Here is an 18,324-nt window from a genome sequence, read left to right on the forward strand (position 1 = left end):
GGGTGTCCGTCCGCCCTGGCCGCGGGTCATCGCGCCGCTCAGGGCGCCGGGGGCGTCCCGGTGCTCGGAGAACCGCTCCGCCGGCCGCGGACCCACCCGGCGCGGGCGGGAACGCCGGGCACCGCACTCTCACAGCGCGGCCAACGCTCTGCGTGCCACCTCCCGGCCGATCGGCAAAGAGGCCGTGGCCGCGGGAGACGGTGCGTTGAGGACGTGGACGGTCCTGGCGCCCTCGCGGATCAGGAAGTCGTCGACCAGGGTCCCGTCGCGCAGCACCGCCTGCGCGCGCACGCCCGCCGCCGTCGGCACCAGGTCGTCCTCGGACACCCCGGGCAGCAGCCTGCCCACCGCGTCCGTGAACGCCTTCTTGGACAGGGACCGCCGCAGCTCACCCGCCCCGTAGCGCCAGTGCCGGCGGGCGATCTGCCAGGAACCGGGCCAGGCCAGGGTCGAGCCGAGCTCGCGCAGGCGGACCGTGCCCCATCCGTACCCTTCGCGGGCCAGCGCCGGGACCGCGTTGGGCCCGACATGGACACCCCCGTCGATACCCCGGGTGAGGTGCACCCCGAGGAAGGGGAAGGCCGGGTCGGGCACGGGGTAGACCAGGCCTCGGACCAGCTCCGGCCGGGCCAGCTCGTAGTACTCGCCCCGGAACGGCACGATCCGCATGCCCGGGTCGTCCCCGGTGAGCCGGGCGATCTCGTCGCACCGCAGCCCCGCGCAGTTCACCAGGACCCGCCCGCGTACGACGTCTCCCGTGGCCGTGAGCACGGCGACCCCGCGCTCGGGTCTCCGGTCGACCCGCACGACCCGGGTGCCGTAGCGGATCTCCGCGCCGGAGCCGTGGGCCAGCTGGCGGGCGACCGCGACGAAGTCGCAGATGCCCGTCGTGCCGACGTGTATCGCGGCCAGGCCGCGGACCTCCGGTTCGTACTCGGCGATCTGGGACCCGCCCAGTTCGCGGACGGGGATTCCGTTCTCCCGGCCGCGCTGCACCAGGGCGTGCAGGCGGGGCAGCTCCGCACGGTCGGTGGCGACGATCAGCTTGCCGGTGATCGCGTGGGGGATGCCGTACTCGGCGCAGAACTTGACCATCTCCGCCGCGCCCCGCACCGCGTAGCGCGCCTTGAGGGAGCCGGGGCGGTAGTAGATGCCGCTGTGGATGACGCCGCTGTTGCGGCCGGTCTGATGGCGGGCCGGGCCCGGTTCCTTCTCCAGGACGGTGACACGTGTGCCCGGCGCGGCGCGGGTGATCGCGTAGGCCGTCGACAGGCCGACGATCCCGCCGCCGATCACCAGCACGTCACAGTCGTATGCGGTCCGCACGCATCTCACCTCCCGCCTCGATACTGCACTGCGCCACTGACAACGCCTTCAAACGCGGGACGGGCGGGAGACCCGCACGGACTACGCCGGGGTCATCAGCAGCGGCCGCGCACGCTCGCGGAGCTCCACCACCCGCGGCTCGTCGCCGTACGGCTCCAGACGGTGCAGGAGATCCTTCACGTACTCGGTGGTACGGGCCGAGGAGATCCGCCCGGCGACCTCCACCGCCCGCACCCCCTGTTCGCACGCCGCGTCCAGGTTCCCCGACTCCAGCTCGGCGACGGCGGAGACGACCAGGCGCAGGCCGTGCGAGCGGACGAACTCCTCGGTCGGCTTCGACAGGGCCTGCTCCGTGAAGCGGCGGACCTGGCGGGGCGCCTTGAGGTCGCGGTAGCACTCGGCCGCGTCGGCGGCGAAACGGTCGTAGCCGTAGAAGCCGAGCCAGCTCGGGTCGTTGTCGCCGGGGCGGGCGCGCTCCAGCCAGCTCTCGGCCGCCTTCAGGGCGCCGCCGGCCGCGTGGGCGTCGCCCGCACGCGCGTGTGCCCGGGCCTCGACCAGGCGGAAGAAGCTCATGGTGCGGGCGGTGGCGAGGCCCCGGTTGCGTTCGAGGGCGGCCTGGGCGAGGTCCACACCCTCGTCGCCGAAGCCGCGGTAGGTGGCCTGGAGGGACATGGAGGCCAGCACATAGCCCCCGAGGGGGACGTCCGCCGCCGCCCGGGCCAGGCGCAGGGCCTGGATGTAGTACCGCTGGGCCGCTTCCTGCTGGCCCGTGTCGAAGGCCATCCAGCCCGCGAGCCGGGTGAGCTCGGCGGAGGCGCCGAACAGGGCCCGGCCGACCTCGTCGGAGTACGAGCCGAGCAGCAGAGGGGCGGCCTCCACCCGTAAGCACTCGGGCACCATGGACGAACGCCAGTCGCCGCCGCCGTACTTGGAGTCCCAGCGCCGCGCGTCCTCGGCGGCCTCCCGCAGCTTCTGCACATCGCTGTGGCCGACTTTGAGCGGTGCGCCGGAGCCCTCGCCGGGGCCCACGTCACGCGCGACCGAACTGTCGGCCGGGGTTATCAGCCACCGCGAGGCGGGCGTTGCGTATGCGCTCACCGCGAACGATCCGGCGAGCGACTGCCAGATGCCTCCGGAGCCGGCCCGGCGGCCCGCGAGGTCGAGGCGGTAGAGGTCGGTGGCCGAGCGCACCGCCTGGCCGACGTCCCGGGGGAAGGCGAGGCCGACTTCGGGCGCGGGGTCCGCGTCCGCCAGGCCGATCTCGTGCAGCGGCACCGGACGGCCGAGCTTCTGCCCGATGGCGGCGGCGATGAGGTGCGGCGCGGCGCCCTGGGGCACCATGCCCTTCGACACCCAGCGCGCCACCGACGTCTTGTCGTAGCGGAGCGTCAGGCCCCGCTGGGCTCCGAGGTCGTTGACACGCCGCGCTAGGCCCGCGTTGGATATTCCCGCGAGGGCGAGAACGGCGCCGAGTTTTTCGTTCGGCCCGCGTTGCTCCCTGGACATGCGCCACCCCTCGACACAGACGGCTGCCGCACTGGCATAACCACGCGGCATTCGTAAACCCAGCGTAGTTCGCCGCATCCCAAGCGTTAAGGGGCATTGTTCCGGTTGGCGGGATTGTGGTCCGTACTGAAGTGCGGTTCAGATACGGGCTGTTGCGACGTGCTCCCACTGTGTGGCCGTGCGCCTGTCCGTGCGCTCTTCTCCGGCCATCGCGGGAGCGCTTCCATGGTCGTCGCGTGGGTCGGCCCGCTGTACTGGATCCAGTGGGCTGGGGGACACCGCCGCCTACATCCCCGCGGGCGGCGGACCGGTCCGGGAGGCGTGCTCCGTCTCCCGGACTGCGCGGCCGGGCGACAGGCCGGCAAGCCTGTACGGAGCGTGTTCGAAGCTGTCCGCGCGATGGCGATTTGGCCGAAAATCGATCCCGTCGGTCAGGGCGTGTCAGGGCTGCGACCATGGCAGTTGAGGGCGCGCCGGGTGTGATGAGGGCGCGTTTCGGGGGCGCATTCGCGTCGCAGTCCTCCCACAGACATGTCGCCGACATGCCTTGATTCTTGGCCGTCCCTTCCTTTCCGCCGCCTCTCGCGGCCGCCCGGATCCCCTTGTGGTGCGCGGGTGTTCGGGGTGCCCGGGCGGTGCGGGCGGCTCCGCCGGGGCGCATTCACCGGAGCGCAAGCGGCGTCGGCACCCTCTGGAACGCCTCCTTCATGGCAGCATGGTGAACCGGTTCGTACGGTGCACTGGTTGTCCACAGCCTGTGGAGGCGGCGATGCGGTGGTTGGTGGGATGGAGCAGCACCGCCGCGGCAGCCGTCGCTGCCGGTACGGCGGGGGCCACCGGCGGCGAGGGTGAGACGCTGCACCCGGTGGGGTCCCAACTCCTGTGGGGCGACCCCGATCCGCTGTGGGCGGTCGGCGACTGGCGCCCCGACGAGGTGCGGGTCGTGAAGGCCGACGAGCGGACCCGGATCGCCGTGCTCGGCATCTGCGGCGCCACCGACGAGCAGTTGCGCGTGGCGCTGTTCGCCGCGCGCGGCGGGGCACTTCGGCATCTGACCGCCTGGCCGGGGAGTTACACGGCGATCGTCCAGGTCGGCAGGCGGATCACCGTCTGCGGTGATCTCGCGGGCGCGCGGCCGGTGTTCCACACGCCCTGGGCCGGCGGCACGGCGTACGCGACCGCCGCGCTGCCGCTGGCCGACCTCGTCGAGGCCAACCTCGACTTCGGGCACCTCGCCGCTCTGCTGGCCGCGCCGGACGTCCCCGCCGCGCTGCACGACTCCACGCCGTACGACGGCGTGAAGCGCGTTCCGCCCGGGCACGCCCTCATCCTGCGCGCCGGGGCGCGCGAGATCGCCGGGTACGAACCGGTCGCCTCGCTGGCCGTGGCGGCGCCCCCGGCCGATCCCGACAGCGCGGTCGACGCGGTGCGCGACGCGCTCGTCGAAGCCGTGCGGACGCGGCTGTCCGCGCCGCGGCACGTCCCCGGGGCGGACATCGACCCCGGACCCGTACCCGGCATGGGGCCCGCCGAGCGGCGTGCCGCCCGGGGGATGCCCGTGCCGGGGATCGGCGCCGACCTGTCCGGCGGGCCGGCGTCCGGGGCCCTCGCGCTGCTGGCCGCGGGGCTGCCCGGGATGCCGGGCACGGTGCTCGGGCACGGCACCGGCGCGGGGGAGCGGCTGCTGGCCGTCACGTTCAACGACCTCGCCGTCGGGGGCCGCGAGGCCGAACTGGAGCGGGCGGGCGCGCTGGCGGCGAACCCGCGGCTGCACCACGTCGTCGTCGCGGGCGACGAGGGCACCCTTCCGTACGCCGACCTCGACGGGCCGCTGACGGACGAGCCCGGGCCCTGCCTGGTGTCGGCGGCGCGCCACCGGGCCCGGCTGGCGGCGGGCAGCGCGGACCACTTCACCGGCCACGGGGCGCGCCAGGTGCTGGACGCGCATCCCGCGCGCCTGGCCGACCTGCTGATGGACCGCAGGCGGCGTCATCTCGTGCGGCCGGTCGCCGCGCTGGCCAAGGCCGACGGATCGGTGCTGGTGCCCGCGCGCGTGTACGCGGCGGCGCGGCGGTTGTCCCGTACGCCGTACCGGTCGGGTCTGCAGTCCCTCGCCGAGCGTCTCCTCGACCCGCGCTCCGACGACGGTCTCGACGCGCCCGGCGGCGCGCTGGACGCCTCGCTCGCTGCGCTGACCTGGGGGAGACCCGGGCCGGCGGCGCGCTGGCTGACCGGTGAGGCGCTCGCTGAAGTATCGGTTCGCCTTCAGGCGTCGACGCACCGGTCGGAGCCGGTGGGGCCCGGGCAGCGGCCCGGTGACTTCCGGGCGCGGGCGGCGCTGGCGCGGCACGCGGCGGACCTGCGGGTGCTGGAGCAGGCCGCGGAGGTCCGCTTCCAGCGGCTGCACGCGCCGTTCCTCGACAACCAGGTCGTCCGCGCGGCCCGGGCGCTGCCGGAAGCGCTGCGGGTGCGGCCCGGGGCGCGGGCGGCGATCCTGCGCACGGTGCTGGAAGGCGCCGGAGTACGGGAGTTGCCGCCCGGCTGGGGCGCCCCCAGCCAGGCGACGGCGGCGGCCGCGGAGCGGACGGGACTGCGGGTGGCGGCGGACTCCCTGGTCGCCCTGTTCGACACCCCGTTGCTGGCGGAGGCGGGGCTCGTCGAGGCCCGGGTGGTCCGCAAGGCACTGCGAGGCGCGGCGGCCGGTGAACCCCTTCCCCTGGACGGCCTCGCCGACCTGGTCTCCCTGGAACTGTGGCTGCGCCGCCTGCTGTCCCGGCGCGGCACGTGCTGGACGGGGACACCGGCGAGGCAACGCGCGGTTCCGGCGGGCATCGCGCCGCAGCGGGGGGCGTTGGGCGCCGGGGCCGGCGGAGGACGGCGGGTGTAGCGACCGCCCGGCGGTTGCGGGTGCTCGCACTTGCCTTCGCGCGGCGTGGTGGGCCGGGGCCGCAGCGCCCGGTTGCGGGCATGGATGCCGCTGTGGGCGCCGCGACGAGCGGGCGACGGGTCCCCGCTCGCGCGAAGCCGACAGCTCGGGAGAGGTACCCCGCTGCCGGGCCGCGCACGGACCCGGGCCCTGGGGATGGGGTGTGGACAACAGCCCCTGCTGGGATCGCGCGCTGTCGGGGGCCGTTCCGGCCCGGCCGCTCCTTCCGCCGCGCCGGCCTCGGCCACGGCGCCCCCGAGGACCGGCCGAGGGATCTGGGCCATCGGTGACGAGGCCGTGGGCCTGCGCGCCGAAAACCCCCTGCCCCTCAGCGTCACCCGCGCGACAATGACCCCGTGCGGTACAGAATCCTGGGCGTCACCACGGCAGAGGACGAGCGTGGCACTGTCGTACCCGTCGGCGGCCCCCGGCTCCGCGCACTGCTCACCGCCCTCGCCCTGCGGCCCACCCGCGTCGTCACGCCTCAGACGCTCATCGACGAGGTCTGGACGGACGACCCGCCGCAGGACGCCCCCGCCGCCCTCCAGGCTCTCGTCGGCCGGCTCCGCAGAGCCCTCGGCAAGGACGCCGTCACCTCGGAGACGGGCGGCTACCGGCTCGCCGCCGGCGCGGACGACATCGACCTCTTCGTCTTCGAACGCCTCGTCCGGCAGGGCATGGACGCCCTCGCCGGCGGTGACCCCGCCGCGGCGGAACGGCACCTCGACGCGGCCCTCGCCCTCTGGCACGGCCCCGCCCTCTCCGACCTGCCCGACCGTTCCGCCGCCGCCCGCCCGGAGGCGAGGCGCCTGGAGGCGACCCGGGCCAGGGCGGAGGCCCGGCTACGGCTCGGCCGCGGCCCGGAGGTCGTACCGGAACTGCGCGAACTGACCGCCGTACACCCGTACGACGAGCCGCTGCACGCCCTGCTCATCGAGGCCCTGCGCGACAGCGGCCGCGCGGCCGACGCCCTCGCCGCGTACGAGACCGCCCGCCGCCGCCTGGCCGAAGGCCTCGGTACCGACCCCGGACCCCGCCTGCGCGCCCTGCACGCCGAACTCCTCGCTTCCACGCCGGAGGACGGCAAGGGCCCGACGCCCCCGCCGCCGGAGCCCGTACGCACCCGCGCGGGTGCCATCCGCCCCCGGCTGACCTCATTCGTCGGCCGCGAACCCGAGATCGACGCCATCCGTTCCGAGCTGCGCGGGGCCCGGCTCGTCACACTCACCGGACCGGGCGGCTCCGGCAAGACCCGGCTGGCCGAGGAGGCCGCCGCCGGGCTCCCGCAGGCACGGCTGGCCGAGCTCGCCCCGCTCGACCGGCCCGAGGCGGTGCCGGGAGCGGTGGTCAGCGCGCTCGGTCTGCGCGAGACCGTGCTGGTGACCAGCGAGCTCACCGCCGTGCAGGACGATCCCCTCGCCCTGCTCGTCGAGTACTGCGCGCAGCGCAGCCTCCTGCTGATCCTCGACAACTGCGAGCACGTCATCGGCGCCGCCGCCCACCTCGCCGAGACCCTCCTGACCCGCTGCCCGGGGCTCACCGTCCTGGCCACCAGCCGTGAACCCCTGGGCGTGCCGGGCGAGTCGGTGCGTCCGGTCGGGCCGCTGCGGCCGGATCACGCCCGCCGGCTGTTCGCGGAGCGCGCCGCCGCCGTCCGTCCCGACGCGGACACCGTGCTCCGCGACGAGCGGGCGGTGACGGAGATCTGCCGGCGGCTGGACGGACTGCCGCTGGCCATCGAGCTGGCCGCGGCCCGGCTGCGGATGCTCACCCCCCGGCAGATCGCCGACCGGCTCGACGACCGCTTCCGCCTCCTCACCTCCGGGAGCCGTACGGTCCTGCCCCGCCAGCAGACCCTGCGGGCCGTCGTCGACTGGTCGTGGGACCTGCTCGACGACGCCGAGCGGACGATGCTGCGCGAGGTGTCGGTGTTCGCGGGCGGCTGGGACCTCGCGGCGGCCGAGGCGGTGTGCTCGGGGCCGGCCGCCGAACTGATCGGGGCGCTCGTCGACAAGTCCCTCGTCGTGGCGGCCCCGGGCCCGGACGACGGCACCGGCGGCATGCGGTACCGCATGCTGGAGACCATCCACGAGTACGCGGTCGAGCGCGCCGCCGACGTCCCCCGGGTGCGCGCCGCCGCCGAGGTCCGGCATCGCGCGTGGGTGCGTGCGCTCGTCGAGCGGGCCGATCCGATGCTGCGTTCCGCCGGGCAACTGCCCTGGATGTCCCGCCTGGAGACCGAGCTGGACAACATCCGCGCGGCCCTCGACCGGGCCCTCACCGCCGGTGACGAGGAGGAGGCCGCTGCCCTCGCCCTGGCCATGGGCTGGTTCTGGTGGCTGCGCAACTACCGCCTGGAAGGCCTGGAGTGGCTGGAGCGGACGCTGCGGCTGGGCGTGACCCTGGACCTCGCGGGCCGTGTGCCGCCCGGCGGCGAGCCGGAACAGCCCGGCCACATCGAGCATTTCCTCTCCGCGCCGGACGGGGAGGCAGGGCATCCGCGGCACCACCTGCGGATGGATGTGCGCATGCTGCATCTGTTCTTCATGACCGAAGCCGAGCCCATGGAGACGTTCGTCGCGGAGCAGCGGCCCTACATGGAGCGGGTGTGGGACCACTTCGATGGCGGCCCGCACGCGGCCCGGATCCCGGGGCTCGTCTGCCCGATCCTCACCTCCTTCCTGGGCGACCAGCACGAGATCCGGGCCGTCCTGGACGCCGCCGTCGCCAACTGCCGCGAGTACGGCGGCGACTGGGAGGTCTCCGTAGCCCTGATGTTCCGCGCGCACACCGTCGTGGACGGACCCGGCGGCCTGGAGGGCGTCGACGACGACCTCGCCGAGCTGCGGATCCTCAGCCGCCGCACGGGCGACCGCTGGCTGCGCGCCCAGGTGTGCAGCGCGGCCGGTGAGGCCGCCATGGCCCGCAGCCGCTTCGAGGACGCGAAGGGGGAGTACGAGGAGGCGCTGCGGCTGGCCTACGAGGTGGGCGCCTACGCCGAGTCGCCGTTCCTGATCGCCCGGCTCGGCGAGATCGCCTACCGCGCGGGGGACCGGGAGGCCGCGCTGGCCTCGCTGGACGAGGCCACTGCCGCCGCCGACCGGTACGGCGTGCGGGACGCCAAGGCGTACATCCTGCTGATGCGCACCCAGATGGCGTTCGAGGACGGGCATGTCGACCGGGCGCGCGCGTGGTGCGAGGAGGCCCGCGCGCACACCGTCCCCGGCACCCCGCCGCCTCAGTTCATGGTGATGCTGCTCCTGCTCGACGCCGTGATCACGGCGAGTGAGTCCGGCCCGCGGTCCGCCCTGCCCAAGCTGGCCGAGTCCCTGCGCGAAGCCGTGGACAAGCGGTGCTCGGACGCGGTCCGGGCCACGGTGGTGGACGGCGCGGCGGGGGTGCTGGCCGACTTCGGCGACTTCCCGCGCGCGGCCAGACTGCTCGGCACCGGCGACCACTGGCGGGCCGGGCGCCCGCGCTCCCTGCCGGAGCGTGTCCAGGCGGAGCGGGCCAGGTCCGCCGCGCGTGCCGCCCTGGGCCGTGCCCGCTGCGAGGCGGAGCGCGCCCGGGGCGCGGCCCTCACGGCGGAGGACGTCCTGCGCGAGCTGGAGGAGGCGCGCGGCGCGTACGTCACCGGCCGGGCGCTGTGAGCCTGCGCTTCCGCTAGCGGCAGGTGAACCTGGACTGCGCCCAGTCCACCGGCATGAGGTGGTCGAGGGCGCTGCGCGGTTCCACCACCAGCCGGACCGTGCTGCGGCCGGTGAGGTCCACATGCACGGGCAGGGCCGTGTCCCCGCCCTCCACCAGCGGCGACCGCCACAGCAGGACCCCGTCGGCCCAGACGGAGAAGTGCACCCTGCCCAGCCGCAGCGTCATGTCGTCCACCCCCACGAGCGCGTCGTACGACGCGCAGGAGCGGTTGAGGTCGATGGTGACGGAGGAGCGGCCGTGCACGGTGACGCCGTGCGCGTACCGCTGGTCGCCGATCGACAGGCCGGACCGCTTCCAGACCCAGCTGCTCGAACCGATCCGCATCTCGGGCTTCGTGCCGTCACCGCCGATGTCGTACGACAGGTCGCTCCACTGGTAGACGGTGGGTGCGGGCGGGGGCGGCGGGGGAGTGGGCTTCGGGGCGGGAGCGGGGGGCGGGGTCGGCTCGGGGGAGGCGGGCGGCGGGGCCGGCCTGCGGGTCGGGGTGGGGTCCGGGTCGGGAGCCGGATCCGGACTGGGGCTGGTTGCGGGGCTCGGTGTCGGCGCGGGTGTGGCGGCGCCGGCGGGCAGGATCCCCGGCGGTCGTGGCCGCGGTCGCGGGCCGGCCTTCGGCGGTGCGGGGGAGGGCGTCGATGTGGGCTCGCCGGGGCGCACCACCGAGGACGGCGGCGGAGAGGCGGAAGGAGCGCTTCTGGCCTCTTGCCCCGGTTCGTCGCTGCCGGCCAGGGCCATCACCACCGCCGCCACACCGACGGCGACCACGCCGGCCGCGATACCGGCCTTGACCGGCGCGCCGAGCCCCTCGGAGACGGCCGCGCCACCTCCGCCTCCGGCTCCACCGGCCGTACTGCCGCCGCCCGCCGCCGCGGCCGCCCCCGCCGCACCGGCCGCTCCGGCGCCCCCGGCGATGAGCCCGGCCGCCTTCGCATAGCCGGCCGCCCCGAACCAGCCGATGACCGCGACCGGCACGACGGCCGGGATACCGCCGGCCACCTCCTCGATCTGCAGCGCGGCCAGCCGGCACTTCGCGCACTCGTCGAGGTGCTTGCGCAGCCCCCGCTCGGCCCGTGTGCGCAGCCGCCCTCGGGCGTAGGTGCCGAGCTGGTCGGCGAAGCGGGCGCACTCCTCGTCGCCGGTGAGGGTGGCGCTGACGTGGGCCTGGAGGTAGGCCTGCCTGAGGCCCTCACGGGCCCGGCTGGCGAGCACTCGGGTGCCGTTGGCGTCCAGCCCGAACAGGGTGGCGACCTCGCTGGGTGACTCGTCCTCGACCTCGGTGTGCCACAGCACGGCCTGCCAGCGTTCGGGCAGCGACCGGAAGGCCCGCATGGCCATGGACTGCTCGGCCTCGTGCATCGCCCGTACGTCCGCGCCCAGTTCGAGCGTGTCGTCGTCGGACACGTCGGATCCGCGGGCGGACCGGGCGGCGAACACCGCGAAGTCGTCGACGAGCTGCTCGCGCCGCGCCGACCTCGTCCAGGAGGCGGCGACGCGCCGGACGGAGGTGAGCAGGTACGCGCGCACGGCGTGGGCGGGGCCCGATCCGCCGCGGACCGCCTGGAGCATCCGGGCGAAGACCTCGGCGGTCAGGTCGTCCGCGGTGTGGGCGTCACGGCAGCAGGTGCGGGCATACCGGCGCACGGCCTGCGCATGACGCCGGTACAGCTCCTCGTACGCCGTGTCGTCGCCGGAGCGCATCCGCTCGATGAGGTCGGCGTCGGACGGCGGCAGCTCGCGCGGGGGCGGCAGAACGCCGCCCTCGCTCCGGTCACGAGGCGGTGGCGGAATCCCGCCCTCGCTCCGGTCGGGCGGGGGCGGCAGGGCGCCGTCCTCGCGCCGGTGGCGCTGGGCCGGGACCGAGCCGTCGGCGGGATGCCCGCCGGGCGGCACGCTCGCGCGTCCGCCCTGGTTCGGCACCTGCGGCGGAACCGGCCCGCCGGTCGTCGCGTCGCCGCCGGCGCTGCCGCCCGACTCGTCCCGCCCGTCAACGCTCATCGCGGAAAGCCCCCGGCAGCCGCCCCATCCGTCCGAACCACCGGGTCAGCGTGCCATATTGGCTTTTCGTCAGAACCCCGCAGACCGGACCATCACTCATCCGTGGGGACTTTGTCGCACGGCAGTACTAACCGCCACTCGTTCGGGGAATGCTCCCGCTTTCGTGCGGGCCCGGGCCGGATCGGCCCGGGCCCCGGTGGCTCACGCCGGTCGCGAGCGCAGACCCTCCAGCAGGATGTCCAGCAGCCGCGCCGACGCGGCCGCCTGCTGCGCCGCGTCCGGCAGCGAGGGCGCTGCTGTGGCGATCACCAGCAGCACGTCCGACACCGACACGTCCGCCCGCAGCTCACCGGCCGCACGCGCCCGGTCCACGAGCTGGCCCACGACCTCGAGCAGCGCCGACGTCCCGGCGTCGTCGTCGGCCGCGACCGCGGGCACCGGAGCGACCGCGACCGGCTGGTCGGGCACCAGCCGCAGTTCCGTCCCGCCCGGCTGGGTCCGCTGCTGCGGCACCCGCGGGCCGGTCCCGCCGTCCTCGACGGAGACCCGCAGCACCTGCGGCGGCAGCAGCCGTCCGGCACCGGAGGCCACCGACGTCCGCAGGAAGCGCGACAGCGCCGACCACGGCTCGTCCTCCTGCCCGAGCGCCGCACGCGCCTGGTCGGTCAGCCGGGAGGTCTCCTCCTCGGCTATCCGCCGCACCAGGACGTCCTTGCTCGGGAACCGCCGGTACACCGTGCCCACGCCGACCCGCGCGCGTCGCGCCACGTCCTCCATGGGCGCGCCGTACCCCAGCTCGCCGAAGACCTCGCGCGCCGCACGCAGCACGTGTTCCAGATTGCGCTGAGCGTCCACGCGCAGCGGTGTCGTCCGCGACACGTCGCGTCCGTTGCCCGCCGCGCTCATCGTCATGCCGCCCGGCGCCACAGCGGACGCGGGCGACCAATGAGAGTCCTGAACATGCATAAGTATTCCCCCGGTAATGACGTCTCCCCCCGGAGACTCCCCGCCATTCGACGACGGGACGAAGAAGCGCCCCGGTCCCGCGGCCCGCCCGTCGCGGACCCCGGTGAGCGCATCCCCCTACACCCCGTCGACACACGAACATAGTTGAGAGGGAGTCAATTCAGAAGGGGCAGGTTCCGCACGGAGCGCCCACCGATCGGAGTACGGGCCGCATACGTCCCGAATGTTCCCCCGCGCGCCCCTCGCACCACCCCTGCTGACCTGCGGGAACGAGCCGCACCTCGCTAATCCGGCCAAGTCGGCGCGCGCCCCCGCTCCGGTCACACAATTTGTCGGGGCTGTGGACAAACGCAAGCGACGGGTGCGTCATGGGATGGTGAAGGAACGTGCGCGCATTCTCGTTGTCGGTGGCGGCTACGTCGGGATGTACACGGCCCTGCGCCTGCAGCGCAGACTGAAACGGGAACTGGACCACGGCGACGTGGAGATCACCGTCGTCACCCCCGACCCGTACATGACCTACCAGCCGTTCCTCCCCGAGGCCGCCGCGGGCGCCATCTCACCGCGCCACGTCGTCGTACCGCTGCGCCGCGTCCTGCACCGCTGCCGGATCCTGATCGGCGAGGCCACCGCCGTCGACCACGCGAAACGCACCGCCACCGTCACCACCCTCGCCACCGAGGAGGAGGGCACCGGCGGCCAGAGGCTCGCCTACGACCAGCTCGTCCTCGCCCCCGGCTCCGTCTCGCGCACCCTGCCGGTCCCGGGCCTGGCCGACCACGGCATCGGCTTCAAGACCGTGGAGGAGGCCATCGGCCTGCGCAACCACGTCATCGAGCAGATGGACATCGCCTCCTCCACCCGCGACCCCGCGATCCGCGACGCGGCCCTCACCTTCGTCTTCGTCGGCGGCGGCTACGCCGGTGTGGAGGCGCTCGGCGAGCTGGAGGACATGGCCCGCTACGCCGCGCGCTACTACCACAACGTCCGCCCCGAGGACATGAAGTGGATCCTCGTCGAGGCCTCGAACCGCATCCTGCCCGAGGTCGGCGAGGAGCTGGGCCGCTACACCGTCACCGAACTGCGCCGCCGCAACATCGACGTCCGTCTGGAGACCCGCCTGGAGTCCTGCGCCGACCGGGTCGCCGTGCTCAGTGACGGCGCCCGCTTCCCCACCCGTACGGTCGTCTGGACGGCCGGCGTCAAACCCCACCCCGTGCTCGCCGCCTCCGACCTGCCGCGCGACGACCGCGGACGCCTGAGGTGCACACCGGAGCTGTCGGTCGACGGCACCGCGCACGCGTGGGCGGCGGGAGACGCCGCCGCCGTCCCCGACGTCACCGCCGGTGAACCGGGCCGCGAGTGCGCGCCCAACGCCCAGCACGCGGTGCGCCAGGCCAAGGTCCTCGCCGACAACATCGTGCACGCGCTGCGCGGCGAGCCATTGGAGACCTACGCCCACTCCTACGCCGGGTCGGTCGCCTCCCTGGGCCTGCACAAGGGCGTCGCCCACGTCTACGGACGCAAGCTCAAGGGCTATCCCGCCTGGTTCATGCACCGGGCCTACCACCTCAGCCGCGTGCCCACCTTCAACCGCAAGGCGCGCGTGCTGGCCGAATGGACCCTGGCGGGCCTGTTCAAACGGGAGATCGTCTCCCTGGGTTCACTCGAACACCCCCGGGCGGAGTTCGAACTCGCGGCCGGTGGAAAGCCTCCTCACGACCCCCCGCACAACCCGAAGGGGTCGTCCTGACCGGACCCAGGAACTCCTCCGGCCGGCCCGGCGTCTGACGGATGTCGGTCCGGTCCGCGCCCTGCCAGACTGGTCCACCACCACGGGCACGCCACCACGCGCCCCGGTGCGGGCCCTCCGGGGCCCCGGCCGGTTCCGGTGCCGGCCGCCGACCACTACACGAGGCAAGGATTCGTGAACTTCACGCGCTGGAGCGCCCGGCTCCCCGGAACGCAGCGCCGCGCCGCAGCGCGGACCGAGCAGACGGCCTCCCCGGACCGGCGGGGGGAAAGCTCCGTACCCGCCGCCCGTGCCGAACAACTGACCGACGAGACACCGTCCGTACCCGCCGTCGACGAACTGCGGGTGCGTGAGGTCCTCGACCGCGTCCCCTCCCTCGTCGCCCTGGTCCACGGCCCCGACCACCGCATCGCCTACGTCAACGACGCCTACACCAGCGCCTTCGGCGTACGCCCGCTGGGAGAACGCGCCCGCGAGGCACTCCCCGAGCTGGACGCCCTCGGCCTGTTCTCCCTCCTGGACCAGGTCCAGCGCAGCGGAAAACCGCGCACCGTCAAGTCCCGCAAGGCCCCCGACGGCCGCTCCTACACCTTCACCTGCACCCCGGTCGCCCCGGGCGACGGCAAGGGCGGCAGTGAGGGCCGCGGCGTCCTGGTCTTCGCCACCGACGTCACCGACCACGCCGAGGCCGCCGAGCGCCTGCGCGCCAGCGAACGCCGCCAGCGCGAGACGGCGGTCACCCTCCAGCGGTCCCTGCTCCCCCAGGAGCTCGAAGAACCCGACGACCTGCGCATCGCCGCCACCTACCACCCCGGCGGCACCGAAGCAGCGGTCGGCGGCGACTGGTACGACGTCATCACCCTGGGCGGCGGCCGCACGGCCCTGGTCATCGGCGACGTCATGGGCCGGGGGGTCCGCGCCGCGGCGGTCATGGGCCAGCTCCGCACCGCGGTCCGCGCCTACGCCCGCCTCGACCTCCCCCCGCACGAGGTCCTCCAGCTCCTGGACGGCCTGGCCGCCGAGATCGACGCCAACCAGATCGCGACCTGCGCGTACGCCATCCACGACCCGAACGAGGGCAAGCTGATCTACTCCTCCGCGGGCCACCTCCCGATCCTCGTCCGCGACGAGAACGGCACGGTGCTGCGCGCCGAGGAACCCACCGGCCCGCCGCTCGGCACCGGCGGCTGGATGCACACCTCGGGCTCGATCCCCCTCGCCCCGGGCTCCACGGCCGTCCTCTACACGGACGGCCTGGTGGAGCGCCGCGACGCGGACCTGGACGAGGGCATCGCCGCCCTGGAACGCGCCCTGGCCGGCGCCACCGGCACCCCCCAGGTCGTCTGCGACCGCCTGGTCCGCTCCGCGGGCGTGACCCCCGACCACGACGACGACGTGGCCGTCCTGGTCCTCCAGCACCCCGCGCGCACGGGAGCGGACGGCGACCTCTTCCGCAACGCCGCGCTGGAACTCCTGGGCGGTGTGGAAGCGGCCCCCCGCGCGCGTGCCTTCGCCTCCGGTGTCCTGACCAGCTGGCGCTTCCCCGCCGACCTGCACGACCTGGGCGTCCTGGCGACCAGCGAACTGGTCGCCAACTCCCTCCAGCACGGCACCCCGCCGATGCGACTGCGCCTGCGCCGCACGGACAGACGCCTGATCATCGAGGTCACGGACGGCGACGACCACCTCCCCAGACGCCGCCGCGCGGAACCGGGCGACGAATCGGGCCGGGGCATCGCCATCGTCGCCACGATCGCGTCGAACTGGGGCTGCCGCCGCACCCCCGGCGGCGGCAAGGCCGTCTGGTGCGAGTTCGCCCTGCCGCGCACCCAGGCCACCTAGAGGGGGAGCGGGATCAGACGTCCGCGGATACGGGCGCGCCACCTCGCGCCACGACCCGGTTCCTGCCGAGCCACGGCTGGTCCTGCACCTCGGTCAGCCGCCGCCCCAGCCGCACGGCCAGCACGGTGATCCCCAGCGAGAACACCAGGAACGCCGCGATGTACGGCGCGTGCAGCGAAGCCCCCAGCGGCCCGCCCACCGCCGGCCCGACGGCCAGCGCGAGCTGCTTGACCAGGGCGAAGGCGGAGTTGTACTGCCCCGCCATGCCCTCGGGTGCGAGATCCGCCACCAGCGGGGCCACGGTCGGCGACAGCATCGCCTCACCCAGCCCGAACAGCGCGTACGTCGCCACGAACGCGGCCGTCGCCATCTCCTGGCTCCCGTGCCCGAGCCCCGCGTACCCCGCGACGGCCCAGGCCACGGCCCAGATCAGCCCCACGGCGGCGATCACCCGCGACCGCCGGCGCCGCTCCACGAACCGCAGCACGGCGAACTGCGCCAGGACGATCATCAGCGTGTTGGCGGCGAGCGCCGTCCCCAGCGCGGACGTCGAGATCCCCGCCGCCTCGACGCCGTACGCGCTCAGCCCGGACTCGAACTGCCCGTAGCAGGCGAAGAACAGCACGAAGCCCAGCACGCACAGCTGCACCATGGCGCGGTTGCCCAGCAGCTGCTTCCAGCTCCCCCGCCCGGCCGCGGGGGCGTCCCCGATCCGCGGGGCGTGCGGCATCCGCACGGTCACCATCACCACGACCAGCAGCAGGAACATCGCCGCCTCGATCGCGAAGAGCAGGGTGAAGGAGGCGGCGCTGGTGGTGTCGACCAGATGCCCGCCGATCAGACCACCGACGCCGAGCCCGAGGTTCTGCAGGAAGAACTGCATGGCGAAGGCACGCGACCGTGTCTCGGCCGACGAGCAGTCCACGATCATCGTCGCCAGCGCCGGCTGCATCACGGCCTGCCCGGCCCCCAGCAGCGAGGCCGACACCAGCACGGCCGCCGCGCTGCTCGCGATCCCCAGACTGAGCGCCCCCAGAGCGGCGGTGACAAGGGCGGTGAGCAGCACCGGCAGCGGGCCGCGCCGGACGATGGCCCGTCCGGCGAACGGGAGCACGACCAGCGCCGCCACAGCGAAGACGGCGAGCACGAGCCCTGCCGTCATGGCCCCGAGACCTCGCACCTGCGCCACATAGACGTACAGGTACGGGACCGTGAAGCCGAGCCCGAAAGCGCTGAGTGCGTTGCCCACGTGAATCCGGCGCATCGCTGCGCCCATCGCCCTGGTCACGTTCACCTCTCTCACGAGTTAGGAGTGAAGACTTCGAAGCTAAAGTTCGAAGCTAAAGAGTACATACCCAAGGACTTCAAGGCAAAGAAGGGCCGTGCCATACTGCGCCCATGGGCGACACCCCCGGCCCCAGCGAGCCGACCCTCGAAGAGCAGATCGCCGCGTACCAGCGCGAGTTCCAGGACCTCGACCCCCAGGTCGAGCAGATCGTCTCGGCCCTCTCGCGCCTGAACCGCCGGATGAACGTCGCCTACGGCCGCCAGACCTCGGCCCTCGGCATCAGCAACGCGGAGTGGGAGGTCCTCAAGGCCCTCGTCCTCTCCGGAGCGCCCTACCGCCTGGGCCCGAGCGACCTCGCCAAGCGCCTCGGCCTCACCCCGGCCGCGATGACCCACCGGATCGACCGCATGGTCGCCGAATCTCTGGTGACCCGTGAGCGAGACGAGTCGAACCGCGTCCGCGTCATCGTGGAGCTGACATCGGAGGGGCGAGAGAAGTGGCTGGAGGCGATGCGCCTGGCGACGGTCTTCGAGGAGGACCTGCTCCAGGACCTGACCCCCGAGGAGCGCACGGCGCTGGGCGAAGTGCTCACCCGTCTGCTGCGCCGGGTCGAGCACGCCCAGCCGGACGCCGGCGGGCGCCTCACCGACCTGGACTGACGCCCGGGCCGAAAAGATCTTGACAGGGGCTGCTTGACAGCCCCCGGACGGATCCGTAGAGTTCTCCGGGTTGCCGCAGAGCCGTAACGGTTCTTCGACAGCACTTCCGCCGCAGCAGCGGCACCCAAACCACCAGCTCGACCTCCCCACGGGATTGATATCGGCACGCCCGAATTCAATTCGAATGGGGACTCGACGATCTGATCGACTCCGAATGGCTTCGATTTGGGATCACCGAGAGGGCGCGCTAAGGTTGGGGACGTCGGAACGGCCCAACAGCCGCAAAGACAACTCCCGCTGACCGGGAATCAGGCCCGAAAGGATCTGATAGAGTCGGAACCGCCGGAAAGGGAAA

The 18,324-nt window shown here is 74.0% G+C and carries 10 protein-coding genes; 5 read left to right on the forward strand and 5 right to left on the reverse strand.

Annotated features, from left to right (window positions below):
- Positions 1 to 129: 129 nt before the first annotated feature.
- Together lhgO and AC0665_RS16965 are read right to left on the reverse strand one after the other, a co-directional pair.
- Positions 130 to 1,335: an L-2-hydroxyglutarate oxidase gene (gene lhgO, locus AC0665_RS16960; protein WP_478602838.1), complete on the reverse strand. Its 1,206-nt coding sequence runs from the start codon at positions 1,333 to 1,335 to the stop codon at positions 130 to 132.
- Between the two features lie 72 nt (positions 1,336 to 1,407).
- The gene (locus AC0665_RS16965; protein ID WP_363121216.1) at positions 1,408 to 2,832 is read right to left on the reverse strand and encodes an NsdA family TPR-like regulatory protein; all 1,425 of its coding nucleotides are present in this window, start codon (positions 2,830 to 2,832) and stop codon (positions 1,408 to 1,410) included.
- 769 nt (positions 2,833 to 3,601) lie between these two features.
- Between AC0665_RS16965 and AC0665_RS16970 the strand changes: the two genes are divergently transcribed.
- Entirely contained in the window at positions 3,602 to 5,719 is a 2,118-nt protein-coding gene (locus AC0665_RS16970) for an asparagine synthase-related protein (RefSeq protein WP_468634273.1), read from the forward strand.
- A gap of 395 nt (positions 5,720 to 6,114) precedes the next feature.
- Positions 6,115 to 9,408, forward strand: a complete 3,294-nt coding sequence (locus AC0665_RS16975; RefSeq protein ID WP_478705244.1) for an AfsR/SARP family transcriptional regulator — start codon at positions 6,115 to 6,117, stop codon at positions 9,406 to 9,408.
- 13 nt (positions 9,409 to 9,421) lie between these two features.
- On the opposite strand, the gene AC0665_RS16980 is transcribed toward AC0665_RS16975, so the two are convergent.
- Positions 9,422 to 11,461: a sigma-70 family RNA polymerase sigma factor gene (locus AC0665_RS16980; protein ID WP_478705245.1), complete on the reverse strand. Its 2,040-nt coding sequence runs from the start codon at positions 11,459 to 11,461 to the stop codon at positions 9,422 to 9,424.
- Between the two features lie 201 nt (positions 11,462 to 11,662).
- Complete coding sequence (locus AC0665_RS16985; protein ID WP_478602832.1) at positions 11,663 to 12,427, reverse strand: TetR/AcrR family transcriptional regulator; 765 nt, start codon at positions 12,425 to 12,427, stop codon at positions 11,663 to 11,665.
- Positions 12,428 to 12,800: 373 nt separating this feature from the next.
- Here AC0665_RS16985 and AC0665_RS16990 point away from each other — a divergent pair, with 373 nt between their 5' ends.
- Both AC0665_RS16990 and AC0665_RS16995 read left to right on the forward strand, forming a co-directional pair.
- A complete protein-coding gene (locus tag AC0665_RS16990; RefSeq protein ID WP_478705246.1) occupies positions 12,801 to 14,180 on the forward strand; it encodes an NAD(P)/FAD-dependent oxidoreductase in 1,380 nt (459 codons plus the stop codon).
- A 174-nt stretch (positions 14,181 to 14,354) separates the two neighbouring features.
- Complete coding sequence (locus tag AC0665_RS16995; RefSeq protein WP_478705247.1) at positions 14,355 to 16,022, forward strand: ATP-binding SpoIIE family protein phosphatase; 1,668 nt, start codon at positions 14,355 to 14,357, stop codon at positions 16,020 to 16,022.
- Positions 16,023 to 16,035: 13 nt separating this feature from the next.
- Here the strand turns inward: AC0665_RS16995 and AC0665_RS17000 are convergent, their stop codons facing one another.
- Positions 16,036 to 17,298: an MFS transporter gene (locus tag AC0665_RS17000; RefSeq protein ID WP_478705259.1), complete on the reverse strand. Its 1,263-nt coding sequence runs from the start codon at positions 17,296 to 17,298 to the stop codon at positions 16,036 to 16,038.
- A gap of 122 nt (positions 17,299 to 17,420) precedes the next feature.
- Here AC0665_RS17000 and AC0665_RS17005 point away from each other — a divergent pair, with 122 nt between their 5' ends.
- Positions 17,421 to 17,969, forward strand: a complete 549-nt coding sequence (locus tag AC0665_RS17005) for a MarR family winged helix-turn-helix transcriptional regulator (RefSeq protein ID WP_363121209.1) — start codon at positions 17,421 to 17,423, stop codon at positions 17,967 to 17,969.
- The last annotated feature ends 355 nt before the right edge of the window (positions 17,970 to 18,324 follow it).

This window comes from Streptomyces sp. NPDC043685 (assembly GCF_056436585.1).